Annotated in this window: 28 protein-coding genes and 1 pseudogene; 2 read left to right on the top strand and 27 right to left on the bottom strand. The window is 42.5% G+C overall.

Annotated elements, in window-relative coordinates:
* Positions 1-36 precede the first annotated feature (36 nt).
* The 6 genes from lysM to CXF58_RS11275 all read right to left on the bottom strand — a co-directional run bounded on the left by lysM (position 37) and on the right by CXF58_RS11275 (position 4,654).
* Positions 37-546, bottom strand: a complete 510-nt coding sequence (gene lysM, locus CXF58_RS11300; RefSeq protein WP_068408428.1) for a peptidoglycan-binding protein LysM — start codon at positions 544-546, stop codon at positions 37-39.
* A 407-nt stretch (positions 547-953) separates the two neighbouring features.
* Positions 954-1,190 carry an acyl carrier protein gene (gene acpP / locus CXF58_RS11295; protein ID WP_068034635.1) on the bottom strand — a complete coding sequence of 79 codons (237 nt, stop codon included), beginning with the start codon at positions 1,188-1,190 and terminating at the stop codon, positions 954-956.
* Positions 1,191-1,473: 283 nt separating this feature from the next.
* Complete coding sequence (gene fabG, locus CXF58_RS11290; protein WP_223808606.1) at positions 1,474-2,208, bottom strand: 3-oxoacyl-ACP reductase FabG; 735 nt, start codon at positions 2,206-2,208, stop codon at positions 1,474-1,476.
* The gene (gene fabD, locus CXF58_RS11285) at positions 2,199-3,167 is read right to left on the bottom strand and encodes an ACP S-malonyltransferase (protein ID WP_068408432.1); all 969 of its coding nucleotides are present in this window, start codon (positions 3,165-3,167) and stop codon (positions 2,199-2,201) included. Before fabD ends, fabG begins: the two co-directional genes overlap by 10 nt.
* Before the next feature lie 382 nt (positions 3,168-3,549).
* Positions 3,550-3,732: a 50S ribosomal protein L32 gene (gene rpmF / locus CXF58_RS11280; RefSeq protein WP_068408434.1), complete on the bottom strand. Its 183-nt coding sequence runs from the start codon at positions 3,730-3,732 to the stop codon at positions 3,550-3,552.
* 328 nt (positions 3,733-4,060) lie between these two features.
* The gene (locus tag CXF58_RS11275) at positions 4,061-4,654 is read right to left on the bottom strand and encodes a YceD family protein (protein WP_068408436.1); all 594 of its coding nucleotides are present in this window, start codon (positions 4,652-4,654) and stop codon (positions 4,061-4,063) included.
* A 186-nt stretch (positions 4,655-4,840) separates the two neighbouring features.
* Between CXF58_RS11275 and CXF58_RS11270 the strand changes: the two genes are divergently transcribed.
* The gene (locus CXF58_RS11270; RefSeq protein ID WP_068408438.1) at positions 4,841-5,545 is read left to right on the top strand and encodes an elongation factor P hydroxylase; all 705 of its coding nucleotides are present in this window, start codon (positions 4,841-4,843) and stop codon (positions 5,543-5,545) included.
* A 507-nt stretch (positions 5,546-6,052) separates the two neighbouring features.
* Positions 6,053-6,673, top strand: a complete 621-nt coding sequence (locus CXF58_RS11265) for an L-threonylcarbamoyladenylate synthase (RefSeq protein WP_068408441.1) — start codon at positions 6,053-6,055, stop codon at positions 6,671-6,673.
* Positions 6,674-6,752: 79 nt separating this feature from the next.
* On the opposite strand, the gene rplQ is transcribed toward CXF58_RS11265, so the two are convergent.
* The 21 genes and pseudogenes from rplQ to rpsC all read right to left on the bottom strand — a co-directional run bounded on the left by rplQ (position 6,753) and on the right by rpsC (position 17,455).
* Positions 6,753-7,112, bottom strand: a complete 360-nt coding sequence (gene rplQ / locus CXF58_RS11260) for a 50S ribosomal protein L17 (protein WP_068408443.1) — start codon at positions 7,110-7,112, stop codon at positions 6,753-6,755.
* Positions 7,113-7,131: 19 nt separating this feature from the next.
* On the bottom strand, positions 7,132-8,139 hold the full coding sequence (locus CXF58_RS11255) for a DNA-directed RNA polymerase subunit alpha (protein WP_068408445.1): 1,008 nt from the start codon (positions 8,137-8,139) through the stop codon (positions 7,132-7,134).
* Between the two features lie 81 nt (positions 8,140-8,220).
* On the bottom strand, positions 8,221-8,862 hold the full coding sequence (gene rpsD, locus CXF58_RS11250; protein WP_068408447.1) for a 30S ribosomal protein S4: 642 nt from the start codon (positions 8,860-8,862) through the stop codon (positions 8,221-8,223).
* 48 nt (positions 8,863-8,910) lie between these two features.
* Positions 8,911-9,300, bottom strand: coding sequence for a 30S ribosomal protein S11 (gene rpsK / locus CXF58_RS11245; RefSeq protein ID WP_058368279.1), 390 nt, complete (start codon positions 9,298-9,300; stop codon positions 8,911-8,913).
* Positions 9,301-9,320: 20 nt separating this feature from the next.
* Positions 9,321-9,677 (bottom strand): 30S ribosomal protein S13, encoded by a 357-nt coding sequence (gene rpsM, locus CXF58_RS11240; RefSeq protein ID WP_058025564.1) that lies wholly within the window; start codon positions 9,675-9,677, stop codon positions 9,321-9,323.
* Positions 9,678-9,931: 254 nt separating this feature from the next.
* Entirely contained in the window at positions 9,932-10,048 is a 117-nt protein-coding gene (gene rpmJ, locus CXF58_RS11235; protein WP_011279805.1) for a 50S ribosomal protein L36, read from the bottom strand.
* 32 nt (positions 10,049-10,080) lie between these two features.
* Positions 10,081-11,412: a preprotein translocase subunit SecY gene (secY, locus tag CXF58_RS11230; RefSeq protein ID WP_180952577.1), complete on the bottom strand. Its 1,332-nt coding sequence runs from the start codon at positions 11,410-11,412 to the stop codon at positions 10,081-10,083.
* A 19-nt stretch (positions 11,413-11,431) separates the two neighbouring features.
* A complete protein-coding gene (rplO, locus tag CXF58_RS11225; protein ID WP_068408451.1) occupies positions 11,432-11,872 on the bottom strand; it encodes a 50S ribosomal protein L15 in 441 nt (146 codons plus the stop codon).
* Positions 11,872-12,051: a 50S ribosomal protein L30 gene (rpmD, locus tag CXF58_RS11220; protein ID WP_068408453.1), complete on the bottom strand. Its 180-nt coding sequence runs from the start codon at positions 12,049-12,051 to the stop codon at positions 11,872-11,874. The genes rplO and rpmD overlap by 1 nt, the downstream gene beginning before the upstream one ends.
* Positions 12,052-12,073: 22 nt before the next feature.
* Positions 12,074-12,589, bottom strand: coding sequence for a 30S ribosomal protein S5 (gene rpsE / locus CXF58_RS11215; protein ID WP_068408455.1), 516 nt, complete (start codon positions 12,587-12,589; stop codon positions 12,074-12,076).
* Between the two features lie 2 nt (positions 12,590-12,591).
* The gene (gene rplR / locus CXF58_RS11210; RefSeq protein WP_068408457.1) at positions 12,592-12,942 is read right to left on the bottom strand and encodes a 50S ribosomal protein L18; all 351 of its coding nucleotides are present in this window, start codon (positions 12,940-12,942) and stop codon (positions 12,592-12,594) included.
* An 11-nt stretch (positions 12,943-12,953) separates the two neighbouring features.
* Positions 12,954-13,487 (bottom strand): 50S ribosomal protein L6, encoded by a 534-nt coding sequence (rplF, locus tag CXF58_RS11205; RefSeq protein ID WP_068408459.1) that lies wholly within the window; start codon positions 13,485-13,487, stop codon positions 12,954-12,956.
* A gap of 194 nt (positions 13,488-13,681) precedes the next feature.
* Complete coding sequence (gene rpsH, locus CXF58_RS11200; protein WP_102077552.1) at positions 13,682-14,080, bottom strand: 30S ribosomal protein S8; 399 nt, start codon at positions 14,078-14,080, stop codon at positions 13,682-13,684.
* An 11-nt stretch (positions 14,081-14,091) separates the two neighbouring features.
* On the bottom strand, positions 14,092-14,397 hold the full coding sequence (gene rpsN, locus CXF58_RS11195; RefSeq protein WP_102077551.1) for a 30S ribosomal protein S14: 306 nt from the start codon (positions 14,395-14,397) through the stop codon (positions 14,092-14,094).
* 12 nt (positions 14,398-14,409) lie between these two features.
* Positions 14,410-14,946 (bottom strand): 50S ribosomal protein L5, encoded by a 537-nt coding sequence (gene rplE, locus CXF58_RS11190; RefSeq protein ID WP_102077550.1) that lies wholly within the window; start codon positions 14,944-14,946, stop codon positions 14,410-14,412.
* A gap of 21 nt (positions 14,947-14,967) precedes the next feature.
* Entirely contained in the window at positions 14,968-15,285 is a 318-nt protein-coding gene (gene rplX / locus CXF58_RS11185; RefSeq protein ID WP_068408465.1) for a 50S ribosomal protein L24, read from the bottom strand.
* Positions 15,286-15,293: 8 nt separating this feature from the next.
* A complete protein-coding gene (gene rplN, locus CXF58_RS11180) occupies positions 15,294-15,662 on the bottom strand; it encodes a 50S ribosomal protein L14 (protein ID WP_010196702.1) in 369 nt (122 codons plus the stop codon).
* Between the two features lie 181 nt (positions 15,663-15,843).
* Positions 15,844-16,116, bottom strand: coding sequence for a 30S ribosomal protein S17 (gene rpsQ, locus CXF58_RS11175; protein WP_068408467.1), 273 nt, complete (start codon positions 16,114-16,116; stop codon positions 15,844-15,846).
* Complete coding sequence (gene rpmC, locus CXF58_RS11170; protein WP_068408469.1) at positions 16,113-16,310, bottom strand: 50S ribosomal protein L29; 198 nt, start codon at positions 16,308-16,310, stop codon at positions 16,113-16,115. The genes rpsQ and rpmC overlap by 4 nt, the downstream gene beginning before the upstream one ends.
* Complete coding sequence (gene rplP / locus CXF58_RS11165) at positions 16,310-16,723, bottom strand: 50S ribosomal protein L16 (protein ID WP_068034608.1); 414 nt, start codon at positions 16,721-16,723, stop codon at positions 16,310-16,312. Before rplP ends, rpmC begins: the two co-directional genes overlap by 1 nt.
* Positions 16,621-17,455: pseudogene (rpsC, locus tag CXF58_RS11160) on the bottom strand (30S ribosomal protein S3). Before rpsC ends, rplP begins: the two are co-directional and overlap by 103 nt.
* Position 17,456: the final 1 nt, after the last annotated feature.

Here is a 17,456-nt window from a genome sequence, read left to right as displayed (position 1 = left end):
TGTTTAAAAGTCTATATTTTAATATTCAAAATCATCTCATGGCTTAGGAATACGTAGTACTTGACCTGGATAAATCTTATCTGGATCAGAAAGCATTGGCTTATTGGCTTCAAATATCTTCATATAATCACCCGTTGAACCATACACTTCTTTGGCAATTTTAGATAAGCTATCGCCAGATTTTACTGTGTACATAGTAGATTCAGGCGCATCTTCTTCGATATCGATATTATCAATAACTTTAGCGACGTTTTGCACGTTACCGATAGCGATAATGGCTTTTTCGCGATCCGCTTGGGTTTTGGCCTTACCACTGATTTCTGCGGTATCTGTAGAACCATTATATTTTACTTTTAGATTACTGATATTCAGATTTTGCTGCTGAATACGGCGTAGTAAAATATTGGCAACTGACTGAGCAGAAGGCTCCGTGCTTTGAACTGGGGTATTAGCATCCGCTTTAGTTTCTACTTTAGCGTCATGCTTGGCATCGTCACGGTTAAAAATCTTTTCACCGATGTCTTTTGCAAAACTGAACATACCCATAAAATTGCTCCTTAAAATATTGTTATCTATTATTTATCATTATTGTTTTAATAGGCAATGTATTTAACGTTTGTCACTCTCGCATCACCTATATCTGGATAAAATTTTTATCTCTAAACAGTGATTAAGGTTTCATCAATATAAAAAATATCACCTTATTACTGCTTACCATTCTTAGTATAGACAAAGGCAAATACCGTCTCTAGTAATAGTATGTTGAGTAATGTTGATTTGGCGTAGCTTATGTAACTTTATCATTAATAGCTACCATTCAAATATGGCAGTGAATTGAGTAAATATAAGCGGTAAAACAGAGAGTTAATCACTACCTCTAAAAAATAGCGTTAAAAAAACCGCTTATCAATAAAGATAAACGGTCATAGCACACTTACTAAGCGAATGATTAATTACAATTGCGCTTGTACGTAATCAATGGCTTTTTGAACAGTCGTTAATTCTGCTGAATCTTCATCAGGAATAGTGATGCCGAAATCGCTTTCGAATGACATAACCAATTCAACTAGGTCTAATGAATCAGCGCCTAAGTCTTCCATGAATGAAGCATCATTGTTGATGTCTTCAACGTTCATACCTAATTGTTCCGCTACCGCAGATTTAACTCTTAGCTCGGTATCATTACTCATGTAGATTTCTCCTTTTTGATCTATTATTTCGACAAATTGCCATAGTCTTATGATAAAGCGCTATGGCAGTATATATAAAATGGGCTGGTCAAATTATCACGGCTGTCTGGTAGACAGATAACCAATTATACGTTTTGACTAATGTCTGCTAAAACCTAGCTATCATACAGGGCTTTGACAAAAAAGCATCCGCTATTATAGCACCCTTTATTATAGTTTACACTCGTTCACAGAGTTTTTTATTATAACTATGTAACGCCAAATTAGAATGATAGTTCTAACGCTACATGTACATACCGCCATTAACCGGAATAACCGCACCTGTAATATAGCTGGCTTCATCACCTGCTAAGAAAAACACGGCGGCAGCGATATCTTCTGGCTGACCAAGACGGCTGATTGGAACCGCATCAAGCATTGAGTTAAGTAGGCGCTCGTCAAGCTCATCGGTCATATCGGTTTCAATAAGACCCGGTGCCACACAGTTAATCGTCACTTGGCGTGAGCCGATTTCGCGCGCTAGCGTTCGGCTAAAGCCTTCGACGCCGGCTTTAGTGGCCGCATAGTTAGATTGACCCGCATTGCCCATCTGTGCAACCACAGAGGTGATATTGATAATACGGCCACGGCGCGCTTTCATCATACCGCGTACCGCCCGCTTACTCATACGATAAACCGAAGTCAGATTGGTATCGACAACATTGTCCCAATCTTCATCTTTCATACGCATCAATAAGCCATCTTGGGTGATACCGGCATTATTAACCAGTACTTGTACGGCGCCATAAACGCTTTCGATTTCTTCAAACAGCTTATCAATCTGCGCCGTATCGCGCACGTCTAGCACGCGCCCAATACCACCACTATCGTTTAAGTATTCTTCGATAAGTGCTGCGCCTTTTTCGGTGGTCGCGGTGCCAATGACAAAGTGTCCTTCTTTGGCAAAACGTTTAGCGACCGCTTTACCGATACCGCGGCTTGCGCCCGTCACTAATGTAATCGTACGGCTCATGATAATACCTCCATCAACTTATCTAAACGGGCAGGCTTGTCGGTAGGATAACTTACGATAGGATGCGCTTGACGCTTGGCCAAATTACTTAAGACGTTACCGCTGCCACATTCGATTAAAATATTAATTTGCTTATCTGCCAATTCCTGCATGGTTTTTGACCATAAGACCGGTTCACTGAGCTGCTCGGTCAATGCTTGCTTGATAGCGACTGCATTGCTTTCAACGCGCGCATGGCGGTTTTGAATCACTGGAATGGTTGCTTGATCAAATTGAATGGCTGCCAACTCATCAGCCAAGGCATTTGTTGCAGGCTCCATAAGCGCACAATGCGACGGTACACTAACCTTTAATGGAATGGCTTTTTTACCAGTATTTTGAACTTTATCAATGACGGCGTTGACGCCAGCGGCATTACCTGAAACCACCACTTGACCTGGACTATTAAAGTTTGCGGCGCCAACAATGGCATCATCAACGTGCTCGGTCGCTTGTTCGCATAAGTTTTCGACGCGGTGGTCTTCAAGACCAAGCACCGCTGCCATCGCCGTATCGACCCCTGCTACCGCCTCTTGCATCAATTGACCGCGTTTATGCACCAGCTTGACCGCATCAGCTAAGGATATCACTCCAGCGGCACATAAGGCGCTATATTCACCCAAGGAATGACCCGCTAGGTAACAAGGCTTATCTTCTATTTTTTGTTGTAAGATGCGCCAAACAGCGATACTAGCAGTCAATAAAGCCGGCTGAGTATATTGGGTTTTATTCAGTTTGTCTTCGTCCTGACAAATTGCCCATAAGTCTTCACCAAGCGCTGTACTGGCTTCGGTAAAGGTATCATGAATTTCAGGATAGGTTTCAGCAAGCTCGCTCAGCATACCGACCACTTGTGAACCTTGTCCAGGGAATAGCACAGCTATACGGGTGGGTTGTTTTTTTACCATATCGGGTACAGAGGCCATAACCAATATTCCTTATTTAATTGGAAATACCCCTAAATACATGGGGTTTATTATAGGATTAAAAGATAATAAAAAAGATTTATTATGAAGAGCGCCGCTATCATTATTCCTTTAAGACAGCCGACTGCTATTAAACTATACACTGACGCAGACAATAAGCATAGTTATCAAAGACTGAACGCTTAAAATGTGATATCTCTATAATCACTACTTGATAAAAAATAGATAACAAAAAGCCAAGATATCTGACTTCATAATATATGATAGCGAGATAACTTGGCTCTTGTTTGCTTAAACTGCTTGCACCATAACAACTGTGTAAAATCATCGATAGTCATTAGAACTACCAGCATTTTGCATCAACCATCAGTGGGCAAATAAATTAAGCGTCTTGACTAACTTTAAAAAGCTGGCGACCACGATAGAAACCATCTTTAGTCATGTGATGACGACGATGTTTTTCACCAGTAGTAGCGTCGATGCTTAATTCAGCCACTTCCATACGATGATGTGAACGGCGCATGTCACGACGAGAACGACTTTTACGACTTTTTTGAACAGCCATGATATAGCTCCTATACTTAAAAGGGTTAAGCTTGAAATTCAGCTTTAATCGATACTGACAGAGGCTATATAATCACAACAACCTAAGTCTTACGCATCATTAGTTAAATAGATTGCCACACGTATTAAAGTGCTGACTACGTCTAAAATCTATAGTTCGTTTGCGAAGCCAGCTTCTCTCTGCCAGCGGCAGGTTGCTAGAATGCAATAAACGGGACATTATACGCATGTTTCGCCAATTAATAAAGCCTTGCTTTTCACTCTTGGACAAAAAGCTGATAAAAGGTAGAAAGTAATGATTTATCGACGTTATACTGCCAGTTCTGGGGCTATAACTTGCCCTTTAACGATGCTAACGCTGCAAAAGGATTCTCATTTTCCTCTTCTTCTGGAATGTCACCAAACTGCTCAACACTCATCTCGCAATCATCGTGCTTTGGTGCCATTGGCGCTTTTAGCAAAATCTCATCTTCGATCAATTTTTTAAACGGCAATAAACGCTCAGGCGCAGGCTCAGTGATGATTTCATCGAGCAGCAAGTAATCCTGCTCTTCACCGACCAAACGCACTTGGCTTTCGTTATCTAACAATGCAATATCATAATCATCAGTCAAATCAATGGCAATCGGTTGCAAACAACGCTGGCAGGTCAACCATATCTCACCCTTGAGAGTAAAAGACAAATGCAACACATTATTATGGCGATATAGGTTGGCTTTAAGCTCAAGGTTTGATTGCTCGTGCTCAGTTGACAAGATAGCATTTAGGCGCTCAAACGAACGCGGTGCAACTTGCCCTGACCATTCAAAGCCACTATCTTCCCATTTGCTTAAAGAAACATCTTCTGGCAGGTTGGTCGACATTGCAGCTGCTGTTTTGTCAGCCTGAAGCGCTGACGGCTTGTTTATTGGAGTGCTTGACATGCGCGGCCTCATTCATCAAAAACGGTGTATAATATTGCCTGCCATACTAACGGAAAGCGCTGATGAGCGCTAGGGCTAGTATGTTAAGATTTTTGGTAAGTGCTTTCGTATTAAGTTTGCATTTACCTTGGCTTGCTCGCGTTGCAAATCACGCGCTCCACCTTTTTATTTGGTTGATCTATTCATATGATATCGCCTGCTGTTGATCCTGACTTTTCTGTCTTGCTTTCTGGCTCTGATGCAAAACGCTTGCTACATCGTTTAAATACTTTAGAAACCAAAAAGCCACCTGAGTTTTTGAGCTCTATTTCAGAGATGCAGTTAAACGCACTGTCAAAACAATGGCAGAAAATTACCCATGCTGAAAATACCAACACTGTTGATGAGAATGAAAAAGCAGCGACCGATTGGCTGATCAGTTTATTCAATACGCTATTTGCCCACCAGCACGTTATCCTAGTACGTGGCACCGGCGAACCAGAGTATTTCCCTGCCAAAGACAATCAGCCAGCACGTATTGAATTTGCCCATGGTTTCTTTCAAAGCGGATTGCATGAGTGTAGCCATTTTTTTATTGCAGGAAAGCGTCGTAGACAGCTCTCTGACTTTGGCTATTGGTATGCACCGGATGGGCGCACAGAGGCTCAACAACAAGCGTTTGAGCGTGTAGAAATCAAACCACAAGCGTTAGAGTGTTTATTTACTTTAGCGTGCAGGTGTTCTTTTCAAGTGTCGCAAGACAATCTGTTTGCCACCTTTGATACCAGTACTAGCACCTTTGCGCAGGACGTCTATCAGCAGACCAAAGCATATATCACGGCACCTCATACGCTACCACATGACGCCAAAATATTATTGCAGGCATTATTAACGATTTGTACCGCTAATTAGCGATTAAAAACTGCTCTCTATAACGCCAATCTCAACTTATCGTAGGCCTTTGATTTTTATAGAATTTAAAATTTTAATTGTTTTAACTGAAATTTTAAAAACTAAGTAAACCAATACCTTAGAAAAATAAGTTGAGAGTGGGGTCTCTATAGTCAAAATATCCTAAAAACGCTACGGTATTACTGATATCAATTTTTTGTAGCCTCTGTCTGCACAGGCACAGCAAGCAAGAAAAATTGATATCAGCAGTGCGTGAAGTATCTATATTACTTTTCACTCACTATATATACTTATTTCCTATCGAAAGCGGTCCACAACTATAGTGTTAACGTTTCCCTACTCACCGTAACGCCTTGCTAATAAACTTATATTTACTTTGCATTATACTGATTGAGTAGTAACGCTATCTTTTGATGCAGTCAGAGAGATACGCTAAAAAAACAAAACAATTTCATTTTTAAAAAAATGCCTATGAAGCACTCTATAATTATAAGATAAGGAAAAATCATGCAAGTATTTTACATTCATCCGGACAACCCACAACCGCGGCTTATCGAACAAGCAGCAGATTTATTACGTAACGACCAATTACTTATCTATCCTACCGATACCAGTTATGCTTTTGGCTGCCGCTTAGGCGCTAAAGACGCACTAGAAAAGCTTAAACATGTCCGTGAGCTTGACGATAAGCACCAATTCACCTTGTTATGTCGCGATTTAAGTGAGATTGCCAACTATGCAACGGTGGACAATGTGCAATTTAAACAGCTAAAAGCGCATACGCCGGCACCGATTACCTTTATTTTAAACGCCACCAAAGATGTACCTAAGAAGTTGGCGCATCCTAAGAAAAAAACCATTGGTATTCGCGTGCCCAGCAATCCTATTGCGCAAGCATTGCTAGCAGCGATGGATGAGCCTATATTGACCAGTTCACTCATATTGCCGCATCGAGATGAGATATTGGACGATCCATTTGAGATTGAAGAGTTACTCGGTAATCAAATAGATGGTCTCATTAATGCTGGTATCAAAACCACCAAACTGACTACTATCGTCGATATGACCACTAATCAGCCCGAAATCATCAGACAAGGTGCTGCTGACGTCAGCTCACTCGTACCATAAAAAAAATTTTAAGAATAAAAGGCATAAAAAAAGCTCCAAATTATTGGAGCTTTTTTTATTATACAATGAGCGCATAAAATTAGTCACGATCAACCAATTCTACATAAGCCATTGGCGCATTGTCACCATCACGGTAACCGCATTTTACGATACGCAAATAACCACCTGGACGAGTTTGGTAGCGAGGACCAAGCGTGCCAAATAATTTACCTACCATAGTTTTGCTACGCATACGGCTAAATGCCAAACGGCGATTAGCAACGCTGTCTTCTTTAGCCAAAGTGATCAATGGCTCAGCAACACGGCGTAATTCTTTTGCTTTTGGTAAAGTTGTTTTGATCAGTTCATGCTCAAATAATGAGTTGGTCATGTTCTGAAACATTGCCTTACGATGACTGCCGGTACGACCCAGCTTGACTCCACTCTTACGATGGCGCATAGTCAAAAATCCTTAAAGTTTAACGGCTACGATAAGAAAAGCGATCATCGACACGAAGGTCAGCTGGTGGCCAGTTGTCTAGGCGCATACCGAGCTCTAAATCTTTAGACGCTAATACGTCTTTGATTTCGGTCAATGATTTCTTACCAAGATTTGGGGTTTTTAGAAGTTCAGTCTCTGAACGCTGTACCAAATCACCGATATAGTAAATGTTTTCAGCTTTCAAGCAGTTGGCTGAGCGAACCGTTAGTTCAAGATCGTCCACAGGGCGTAATAGCACCGGATCAACCTCTTCTTTTTCTTTCACAGGCTCAGGCGCTTCTTCAGCTTCTAGGTCAACAAAGATAGAAATCTGTTGTTGTAAAATAGTGGCTGCTTTACGAATTGCTTCTTCTGGATCGATAGTGCCATTAGTTTCAAGCTCGATGATAAGACGATCAAGATCGGTACGTTGTTCTACACGTGCGTTCTCAACCTGATAAGCAACACGCAGTACTGGACTAAAACTTGCATCAAGCTTTAAGCGTCCAATCGCTTTAGTGTCGCCATCTTCACGGCGCTGGTTTGCTGGCTCATATCCACGACCCATTACCACACGCAAACGCATCTTAAGATGACCACGGTCGCTTAATGTACCCAATACCAATTCTGGATTGATAATGTCGACATTATGCGGCAACGTGATGTCTGCAGCAGTAATAGTGCCTGGACCTTGTTTATCCAAGGTCAAGAATACTTCATTTTGGTCATGAAGGGTAATTGCCAAGCCTTTTAAATTCAAAAGCAAGTCAAGTACGTCTTCTTGTAGTCCTTCAAGCGTTGAGTATTCATGGTCAACACCATCAATCTCAGCTTCAATGACTGCAGCACCAGGTAATGAAGATAACAAGATGCGACGTAAGGCATTACCTAAGGTATGCCCAAAGCCGCGTTCTAACGGTTCGAGCGTGACTTTCGCAATCGTTTCATTAACCGTATCCACGTTAATGGCGTTCGGCGTTAGAAACTCAGTTGCACTTAGCATCATGATGTCACCTCGATTTATTAAACTGGTTTAATTAACGTCAATTGCTCAATGCTATTTTTATAACATCGAGCAGTACGTTACTTACTTAGAGTATAGCTCAACGATCAAGCTTTCGTTGATTTCAGCAGGTAGATCAATGCGATCAGGCGCTTGTTTAAACGTGCCTTGTAGTTTACTGTGGTCAACATCTAGCCATTCTGGAATACCACGTTGTGTCGCTAGTTCAATAGCGTTTTTAATACGTAGTTGTTCGCGAGACTTCTCACGGATAGCGACGACATCACCATCTTGCAACTGAATTGATGGAATGTTCACACGAACAAACTCATCGCGGCCAGCTTTTTTTACCATCACAGTGCGATGGCTAACTAGCTGACGTGCTTCAGCACGAGTTGAGCCAAAGCCCATGCGATAAACGACGTTATCGAGGCGACTCTCAAGCATCGCTAGTAGGTTTTCACCAGTAGCACCGCGCTTACGAGCAGCTTCTTTATAGTAGTTGGCAAACTGGCGCTCTAATACACCGTAGATACGCTTAACTTTTTGTTTTTCGCGTAACTGTAGAGAGTACTCTGAGCTCTTATTACGGCTAACACCATGTTGACCAGGTGGACGAGCCGCTTTTTTCGTTTTTACGTCATATGGTTTAACACCAGACTTAAGGCCTAAGTCTGTACCTTCACGACGTGATAATTTGAGTTTTGGTCCAATATAACGGGCCATTGTTATGTCTCCTATAAGCTCTTATGATAAAAAGCTTCGTCTTTAATATTAGACGCGGCGCTTTTTCGGCGCACGGCAACCATTGTGTGGGATTGGGGTTACATCAGAGATGCTGTTAACTTTATAACCCAATGCACCAAGTGCTCTTACCGCAGACTCACGACCCGGTCCTGGTCCTTTAACCAAAACGTCGATATTCTTAACACCATATTCTTGAGCCGCTTTACCAGCGACTTCAGCTGCAACCTGAGCGGCAAATGGTGTAGATTTACGTGAACCACGGAAGCCTTGTCCACCTGAAGTGGCCCAAGCCAGTGCATTACCTTGACGATCGGTAATCGTAACAATGGTGTTATTAAAAGACGCATGGATATGGGCAACGCCCTCCGATACTGAACGACGAGTCACTTTTTTGCGACTACGAGTGTCTTTAGCCATCTTTTAGCTTCCTAAGTTAATTATCTTTTGAGAGGGCGTGTCGGACCCTTACGAGTACGAGCGTTGTTCTTGGTGTTCTGACCTCTAACTGGCAAGTTACGGCGATGGCGGATGCCACGGTAACAACCAAGATCAACCAAGCGCTTGATATTCATTGACACTTCACGACGAAGATCACCTTCAGTCATGTAATTTGCAACTTGTGCACGGATAGCATCTAACTGTGTATCATCTAACTGGCTAACTTTAGTAGTAGGGGCAATGCCAACTGCTTCTAAGATTTTCTGAGCAGTGGTACGACCTATACCAAAGATATAAGTTAGTGAAATAACAGCATGCTTATTATCCGGAATGTTTACGCCGGCAATACGAGCCATTGATTTCTCTCCATTAAAGAAAAATAAGCTTTATTCATTAATAAAGCGTTATTTTTCAGATTTGTTGCTGTCAATACTAAAGCTTTTATAATTATTATCGCTGCTTCAACTTGAGAACAAGTCTATTCATTGACCATTTTATAAAAGATTTCGCATAAACTACGGCAAGTGGCGGATGATATCGCATCCGCCGTCATTTTTCAAGTATTAATTGTATAAATCCAATAAGCGTCACGCTTTATGTCTTTAAAATATTAACCTTGACGTTGCTTGTGGCGAGGTTCTGCGGTACAAATAACATGTACACGGCCTTTACGGCGCACAACTTTACAGCTACCACAAATCTTTTTAACTGATGCTTGAACTTTCATAGCATACTCCTTTGAGATATCGTACCGCTCATTTAAGGTTGAGTGGGCGATTGAATTAACGTCTGATCATGATATTGATGGGTCATCAAATGTGCTTGGATTTGCGAGATGAAGTCCATTACCACAACCACCATAATCAGTAATGACGTACCACCAAGTTGAAACGGTACACCAAACGATGACTGCACGACCATTGGCATTAAACAAATAACCGTCATATACATCGCGCCAATAAAGGTCAGTCGGTTTAATACATGATCAAGGTAACGCTGAGTTTGTTGTCCGGGGCGAATACCTGGGATATACGCACCACTACGTTTAAGGTTTTCAGCAACTTCACGCGGACTAAATACTAATGCCGTGTAAAAGTAACAGAAGAAAATAATCATTGCGCCAAACAGAACCAAATACAGCGGCTGCCCTGGAGACAACACCAATGCCATATTTTGTAATATCTTTTGTGTAAAGGTAGGGTCAGCCGATTGACCAACCCACTGCCCTAAGCTTGCGGGAAACAACAATAACGAGCTGGCAAAAATGGCAGGAATAACCCCTGCCATATTTAGCTTAAGCGGCAAATGTGACTGCTGCTGAGCGTAAATTTTGCGACCTTGTTGTTGCTTCTGCGCATAGTTTACTGGGACACGGCGCTGGGCACGTTCAATATAAACGATACCAGCAGTCACTGCGATGCCTAGCAATACAAAGATAAAAAGCACAATCAAGTTCATCTGCCCTTGATTGACCTGTTCGATAGACTGCGAAATCATACCTGGCGTACCAGCCACAATACTCGCAAAGATGAGCATTGAGATACCATTACCCACGCCGCGTTCTGTAATCTGCTCACCGAGCCACATTAAGAACATAGCGCCAGCTACCAATGAGGTAACCGCTGGAATATAAAAAGTCAAACCAGTAGATAAGGTAAGATTCTGACTGATTAGGCCAGCACACATTCCTAATGACTGTACTAGTGCTAATCCAAGCGTACCCTGACGGGTATACTTGTTTAGCTTACGTCGTCCCGCTTCGCCTTCTTTTTTGAGGGCTTCAAGCGATGGCAGTACCGCAGACATCATCTGAACAATAATAGATGCTGAGATATACGGCATGATGCCAAGTGCCATAATGGACATACGCTCTAGTGCACCACCTGAGAACATATTAAACATGCTCAAAATGGTATTTTCGTTGCGCGAAAACAGATCAGCCAAGTTAACCGGATTGATACCCGGTACTGGAATATGTGACCCTAAACGATAAACAATCAATGCGCCGATTAAGAATAATAAACGCGTCCATAATTCATCATACTTACGTATAAAGGCAAATGGATTGAGCGGTATACCAGTCGATGACATTGATTGTTTTGACACGTTACTACTCCTCGATGCTACCACCAGCAGCTTCGATTGCTTGCTTGGCGCCTTTAGTCACTTTGATACCTTTAAAAGTATAAGCTTTAGTGACTTCGCCTGACAACATAATACGAACGCGTTTCATGTCATGACGGATGACGTTAGCAGCTTTTAGTGTTTCAATGCTAACCACATCGCCTTCGACTTTGTTTAGTTCAGACAGACGAACTTCAGCAGTCGTCATTGCCATTTTACTGGTAAAACCAAATTTTGGTAAGCGACGATATAAAGGCATTTGACCGCCTTCAAATCCTGAGCGAATGCTAGAACCTGAACGAGATTTCTGACCTTTTACACCGCGACCACCAGTTTTGCCAAGACCTGAACCAATACCACGACCACGACGTTGGGCAGTTTTTTTCGCGCCAACACCTGGTGATAATTCATTTAATCTAAGTCCCATTACGCTTCCTCCACTTTTACCATGTAGTTGACGCGATTGACCATACCACGCGTTGAAGGCGTATCTTCTACTTCAACAGTATGACCAATACGGCGTAAACCCAATCCTTTCAAGCTCGCTTTGTGGCTCTTGAGGCGATGGGCACCCGATTTAAATTGAGTGACTTTCATTTTTTTCATCGTAACTCACCTAGTTTCTAAGTTAACCCAAGATTTCGTCTACAGATTTACCACGTTTTGCTGCCATCTTTTCTGGAGTTGACATATCACGTAAACCGTTGAATGTTGCACGTACAACGTTTGCCGTGTTGGTAGAACCATGAGATTTCGTTAAAACGTCTTTAACACCAGCAACTTCCAATACCGCACGCATTGCGCCACCAGCGATTACGCCAGTACCTTCAGATGCAGGCTGCATGTAAACTTTACTAGCACCATGACGTGCTTTGATCGGATGGAACAAAGTTGCACCATCAAGCTCAACAGTAATCATGTTGCGCTTAGCAGCTTCAAGTGCTTTTTGGATAGCAGCTGGCACTTCACGTGCTTTACCACGACCAAAACCAACACGGCCATTACCATCACCCACTACGGTTAGCGCAGTGAATGAGAAAATACGACCACCTTTAACCACTTTTGCAACGCGATCTACGGTAACTAAGCGTTCTACTAGACCGTCAGTCTGTTCATTTTTATCATTTTTATCATTTCTAGCCATGATTAAAACTCCAATCCGTTTTCGCGAGCAGCTTCAGCTAAAGCTTTTACTCGACCATGATATTTAAAACCACTACGGTCAAAGGCAACTTTAGTAATACCAGCTGCTTTTGCGCGTTCTGCGATCAATTGGCCCACAGACGTCGCTGCATCAACGTTACCAGTTGCACCTGAACGTAAGCTGCTGTCTAAGGTAGATGCCTGAGCAATCACTTCACCACCGTTTGGAGAGATAATTTGGGCATAAATATGTCTTGGGGTGCGGTTAACCGTTAAGCGATTTACGCCTAAAAAACGGATATGTGCACGGGTTTTCTTTGCTCGACGTAGACGAGCTGCTTTTTTATCAAACATTTCAACTCACCTTATTTTTTCTTGGCTTCTTTGCGAATCACATGCTCGTCACTATAACGAATACCTTTACCTTTATAAGGCTCTGGTGGGCGGAAACCGCGGATATTAGCCGCTGCTTGACCAAGCTGCTGCTTATCGTTTGATTTTAAAACGATTTCAGTTTGCGTTGGGGTTTCAGCTGATACACCTTCAGGTAGCGTATATTCTACTGGATGTGAGTAACCAACGTTTAGCGTTACTTTATTACCAGTAGCTTGAGCGCGATAACCAACACCAATAAGTTGAAGGCGTCTTTCAAAACCTTCGTTTACGCCTATTACTAAATTGTTTAGTAAAGAGCGCATGGTGCCAGTATGCATCATGGCTTCTTTTGAATCGGCTGCAGGTGAGAGAAGAATTGCATCATCTTCCTGTTTTAGCTCGACCAATTCATGCAGGCGTAAAGACATATTGCCATTTTTGCCTTTAACTTCGACCTGCCGATCGTTCAAAGTAACACTTACGCCGCTAGGCAGTGCTACTGGGGCTTTAGCCACACGAGACATAGGAATATTCCTTAAAAAAATTAACTTACTTTTATTAGCGAAAAAACTAACAGGCTAAAAAGCGTGTTAGTTTAGCATAATTGACTGCATTAGGCACCTATCAATGTTAAAAAATATTTACTATAAAATTGATAAGTACCCAACGAAGATCAAGTAGACTTTATCGTCTCGTTACCGATAGCAATGATTGCTAATTAAGCAACGAATGCAACGATTTCACCACCGATACCAGCAGCGCGTGCAGCACGATCGCTCATGATACCTTGGCTGGTTGATACGATAGCAACACCCATACCTTGTTTAACAGTAGGGATAGCGTCTTTACCGCGATGCTGGCGTAGGCCAGGACGGCTATAACGTTGGATCGTTTCAATAACCGCTTTGCCTTCGAAGTATTTTAACTCGATGGTCAAAGTTGCTTTGTTGTTGTCTTGCTCAGTCACAACAGCGCTGGCTACATAACCTTCGCTTACTAATAAGTCAGCGATTGATTTACGTAGTTTAGAGCTCGGCATTGCTACCGATACTTTATTAGCCATTTGTGCGTTACGAATACGGGTTAGCATATCCCCAACGGTATCTTGCATACTCATATCGTTACTCCTTACCAGCTTGCTTTACGAACACCAGGCACATCGCCTTGCATGACACGCTCACGCAGCATATTGCGTGATAAGCCAAACTTGCGGAAGTAACCGTGAGGACGACCAGTGATAGCACAACGGTTGCGTAGACGTACTGGAGAGGCGTTGCGTGGTAGGGCTTGTAGCTCTAGCATCGCTTCCATACGCTCTTCGTCTGATGCGTTGATATCATTGATAGTTTCTTTTAGCTTGATACGCTTTTCAGCATACTTAGCAACCATTTTTTCGCGTTTTAATTCGCGGTTAATCATGCTCTTCTTTGCCATAACGTCTTTACCTTATTTAAATGGGAAGCCGAATGCTTTAAGCAACGCACGACCTTCTTCATCAGTACCAGCTGACGTGGTGATGGTCACATCCATACCGCGGATACGATCAATCTTGTCAAAGTCTACTTCTGGGAATACGATTTGTTCTTTGATACCCAATGAGTAGTTACCACGTCCGTCAAAGGCTTTAGGTGAAAAACCGCGGAAATCACGAATACGAGGAATTGCAATGGCAATGAGACGATCTAAAAATTCGTACATTTGCTCACCGCGTAGCGTTACTTTACAGCCAATTGGCCATTCTTCACGAATTTTAAAGCCAGCAACTGATTTGCGCGCTTTGGTGACGACAGGTTTTTGACCAGCGATAGCGGTCATGTCAGCTACAGCACCTTCAAGCAATTTTTTGTCTTGAGACGCGCCGCCTACACCCATATTAAGCGTGATTTTAGTGATTTTAGGCACTTGCATCACATTCGCCAAACCAAGCTCTTCTTTGATTTGTTGCTTTAATTCTTCGTTATATAAAGATTTTAATCTTGCCATTACCATTACACCCTTAGTGTCTTACGCAGTCGCCACTACTTCACCGTTCGAACGATAGACGCGTTGTTTCTTGCCGTCTTCACCGAACTGATAAGTAATACGATCAGCTTTTTGGGTTTGCGCATTTAAAATTGCGACATTTGAGATATGCAAAAAAGCTTCTTGCTTAACGATGCCACCTTCAGTACCAGTTGCCTGATTTGGCTTCTGATGTTTGGTGACAATGTTGATGCCTTCAACTTTAATACGATCGTTTTTTACAGCTTGTACAGTACCTTGCTTGCCTTTGTCTTTCCCAGCAATCACGATAACTGTATCGCCTTTACGTAATTTTGACATGGATTACCTCACAATACTTCTGGTGCTAGTGATACAATTTTCATAAACTGATCACCACGTAGTTCACGAGTTACCGGTCCAAAAATACGAGTTGCTATCGGAGCTTTGTTTTGGTTCAACAATACCGCAGCATTGTCATCAAAACGCAGAACTGAACCATCAGGACGACGAACGCCTTTTTTGGTACGTACAACTACAGCATTCATCACGTCGCCTTTTTTGACACGACCACGCGGAATGGCTTCTTTAACCGTTACTTTAATAATGTCGCCAACTGATGCATAACGACGATGAGAGCCACCCAGTACTTTAATGCACTGAACTCGTCTTGCACCGCTATTGTCTGCAACTTCCAGCATCGATTCAACCTGAATCATAGCGTTACTCCACACGTATGAGCAATAAAAACCAGTTGCTGCCGCTAGCACAGAATGAGTAGTCGGCATTTTAATATTAATAACCGCTGCTACTCTTAATGTGAGTGATATACGCTCGGCGCAATCAGCATCCTTAAAAAGGCGGCTATTTTAACAGCTTCTGGCTTTTAATGCAATTTACTTAGATTTTTTCTACTTTTTCAACCACTTCAACCAAAGTCCAAGACTTGGTTTTTGAGATTGGACGCGTTTCTTTGATGCGGACAAGGTCGCCTTGTTGACAAACGTTATCTTCATCATGAGCTTTGATTTTTGTAGAACGACGAAGCTGTTTGCCATACAAAGGATGACGAACCAGACGCTCAATCAAAACTGTGATGGATTTGTCCATCTTGTCGCTGACAACTCGTCCTGTCAATACGCTAGCATTAGCTGTTTGATTGTTATCGCTCATGAGTCGCCTCGTTGTTTCTCGTTAATCAAAGTCTGAATCTGAGCAATCGTGCGACGATTGCTTCTGACTTCATGGGTGTTACCCAACTGACCCGTTGCTTTAGCCATACGAATACGGAAAGCATCAAGTTGCTTTTCATCAAGTAACTGAGTCAGTTCTTCTAATGATTTATCACGTAATTCACTGATCTTCATTACATTATCGTCCGCTTAACAATGGTAGTTTTAAAGGGCAGTTTTGCTGCAGCAAGCGTTAACGCTTCGCGAGCAAGTTCTTCTGAAACCCCTTCGAGTTCATATAGCACTTTACCAGGTTTGATTTCGCATACCCAATACTCGACTGGACCTTTACCTTTACCCATACGTACTTCTAGTGGTTTGTTGGTAATAGGTTTGTCTGGGAATACACGAATCCAAATCTTACCGCCACGCTTGATTTTACGAGTGATGGTACGACGTGCTGCTTCAATTTGACGGGCAGTCATACGACCACGAGTCAACGATTTTAGACCAATTTGTCCGAATGCAACGGTGCTTCCACGATGAGCAAGACCTGTGTTACGACCTTTGTGCATTTTACGAAACTTGGTACGTTTTGGCTGTAACATAGTTTAACCTCTGTCTGTGTTTCGACGGTTTCCGTTTCCACGACCACGGCGTTTTGGCGCACGAGTCTGCTCTTCTTTGACGGGATTGTATACGCTGTTCATACCGTCAAGGATTTCGCCACGGAAAATCCAAACTTTTACACCGATAGTGCCGTATGTGGTTTCTGCACGAATTGACGCGTAGTCAATATCAGCGCGGAGTGTATGCAATGGTACACGACCTTCACGGTACCATTCAGTACGAGCAATCTCAGCACCGCCAAGACGGCCAGACAGCTCAACTTTAATACCTTTAGCACCAGAACGCATGCTGTTCTGTACGGCGCGTTTCATCGCACGACGGAACATAACACGACGCTCAAGTTGGCTGCCGATACCGTCTGCTACCAAACGTGCATCAAGATCAGGTGATGTGATTTCTTCAATGTTGACCTGAGCAGGTACGCCCATAATTTTGGTCAATTCTTTTTGAAGTCTTTCGATATCTTCGCCTTTTTTACCGATAACAATACCAGGGCGCGCGGTGGCGATGGTAATTTTAGCAGCACCAGTAGGACGCTCAATCATGATGTTGCTGATCATAGCGTTGTCTAGTTTTTTGCGTAGATACTCACGAACTTGAATGTCGTTGATGAGGTATTCTGAGTATTGTTTAGGGTTAGCATACCAGTTTGCGTTATGCTTTTTGACAACACCAAGACGAATTCCGATTGGATGTACTTTTTGACCCATA

This window comes from Psychrobacter sp. Sarcosine-02u-2, assembly GCF_002836335.1.
Lineage (GTDB): Bacteria > Pseudomonadota > Gammaproteobacteria > Pseudomonadales > Moraxellaceae > Psychrobacter > Psychrobacter faecalis.
Note: the sequence above shows the minus strand (reverse complement) of the source record. Positions and strands in the feature narration are given on the sequence as shown.

Coding starts and splice junctions, on each gene's coding strand:
- lysM (WP_068408428.1), bottom strand. CDS start 546: ATGGGTATGTTCAGTTTTGCAAAAGACATCGGTGAAAAGATTTTTAAC.
- acpP (WP_068034635.1), bottom strand. CDS start 1,190: ATGAGTAATGATACCGAGCTAAGAGTTAAATCTGCGGTAGCGGAACAA.
- fabD (WP_068408432.1), bottom strand. CDS start 3,167: ATGGCCTCTGTACCCGATATGGTAAAAAAACAACCCACCCGTATAGCT.
- rpmF (WP_068408434.1), bottom strand. CDS start 3,732: ATGGCTGTTCAAAAAAGTCGTAAAAGTCGTTCTCGTCGTGACATGCGC.
- CXF58_RS11275 (WP_068408436.1), bottom strand. CDS start 4,654: ATGTCAAGCACTCCAATAAACAAGCCGTCAGCGCTTCAGGCTGACAAA.
- CXF58_RS11270 (WP_068408438.1), top strand. CDS start 4,841: ATGATATCGCCTGCTGTTGATCCTGACTTTTCTGTCTTGCTTTCTGGC.
- CXF58_RS11265 (WP_068408441.1), top strand. CDS start 6,053: ATGCAAGTATTTTACATTCATCCGGACAACCCACAACCGCGGCTTATC.
- rplQ (WP_068408443.1), bottom strand. CDS start 7,112: ATGCGCCATCGTAAGAGTGGAGTCAAGCTGGGTCGTACCGGCAGTCAT.
- CXF58_RS11255 (WP_068408445.1), bottom strand. CDS start 8,139: ATGATGCTAAGTGCAACTGAGTTTCTAACGCCGAACGCCATTAACGTG.
- rpsD (WP_068408447.1), bottom strand. CDS start 8,862: ATGGCCCGTTATATTGGACCAAAACTCAAATTATCACGTCGTGAAGGT.
- rpsK (WP_058368279.1), bottom strand. CDS start 9,300: ATGGCTAAAGACACTCGTAGTCGCAAAAAAGTGACTCGTCGTTCAGTA.
- rpsM (WP_058025564.1), bottom strand. CDS start 9,677: ATGGCTCGTATTGCCGGCGTAAACATTCCGGATAATAAGCATGCTGTT.
- rpmJ (WP_011279805.1), bottom strand. CDS start 10,048: ATGAAAGTTCAAGCATCAGTTAAAAAGATTTGTGGTAGCTGTAAAGTT.
- secY (WP_180952577.1), bottom strand. CDS start 11,412: ATGTCATCGACTGGTATACCGCTCAATCCATTTGCCTTTATACGTAAG.
- rplO (WP_068408451.1), bottom strand. CDS start 11,872: ATGGGACTTAGATTAAATGAATTATCACCAGGTGTTGGCGCGAAAAAA.
- rpmD (WP_068408453.1), bottom strand. CDS start 12,051: ATGAAAAAAATGAAAGTCACTCAATTTAAATCGGGTGCCCATCGCCTC.
- rpsE (WP_068408455.1), bottom strand. CDS start 12,589: ATGGCTAGAAATGATAAAAATGATAAAAATGAACAGACTGACGGTCTA.
- rplR (WP_068408457.1), bottom strand. CDS start 12,942: ATGTTTGATAAAAAAGCAGCTCGTCTACGTCGAGCAAAGAAAACCCGT.
- rplF (WP_068408459.1), bottom strand. CDS start 13,487: ATGTCTCGTGTGGCTAAAGCCCCAGTAGCACTGCCTAGCGGCGTAAGT.
- rpsH (WP_102077552.1), bottom strand. CDS start 14,080: ATGAGTATGCAAGATACCGTTGGGGATATGCTAACCCGTATTCGTAAC.
- rpsN (WP_102077551.1), bottom strand. CDS start 14,397: ATGGCAAAGAAGAGCATGATTAACCGCGAATTAAAACGCGAAAAAATG.
- rplE (WP_102077550.1), bottom strand. CDS start 14,946: ATGGCAAGATTAAAATCTTTATATAACGAAGAATTAAAGCAACAAATC.
- rplX (WP_068408465.1), bottom strand. CDS start 15,285: ATGTCAAAATTACGTAAAGGCGATACAGTTATCGTGATTGCTGGGAAA.
- rplN (WP_010196702.1), bottom strand. CDS start 15,662: ATGATTCAGGTTGAATCGATGCTGGAAGTTGCAGACAATAGCGGTGCA.
- rpsQ (WP_068408467.1), bottom strand. CDS start 16,116: ATGAGCGATAACAATCAAACAGCTAATGCTAGCGTATTGACAGGACGA.
- rpmC (WP_068408469.1), bottom strand. CDS start 16,310: ATGAAGATCAGTGAATTACGTGATAAATCATTAGAAGAACTGACTCAG.
- rplP (WP_068034608.1), bottom strand. CDS start 16,723: ATGTTACAGCCAAAACGTACCAAGTTTCGTAAAATGCACAAAGGTCGT.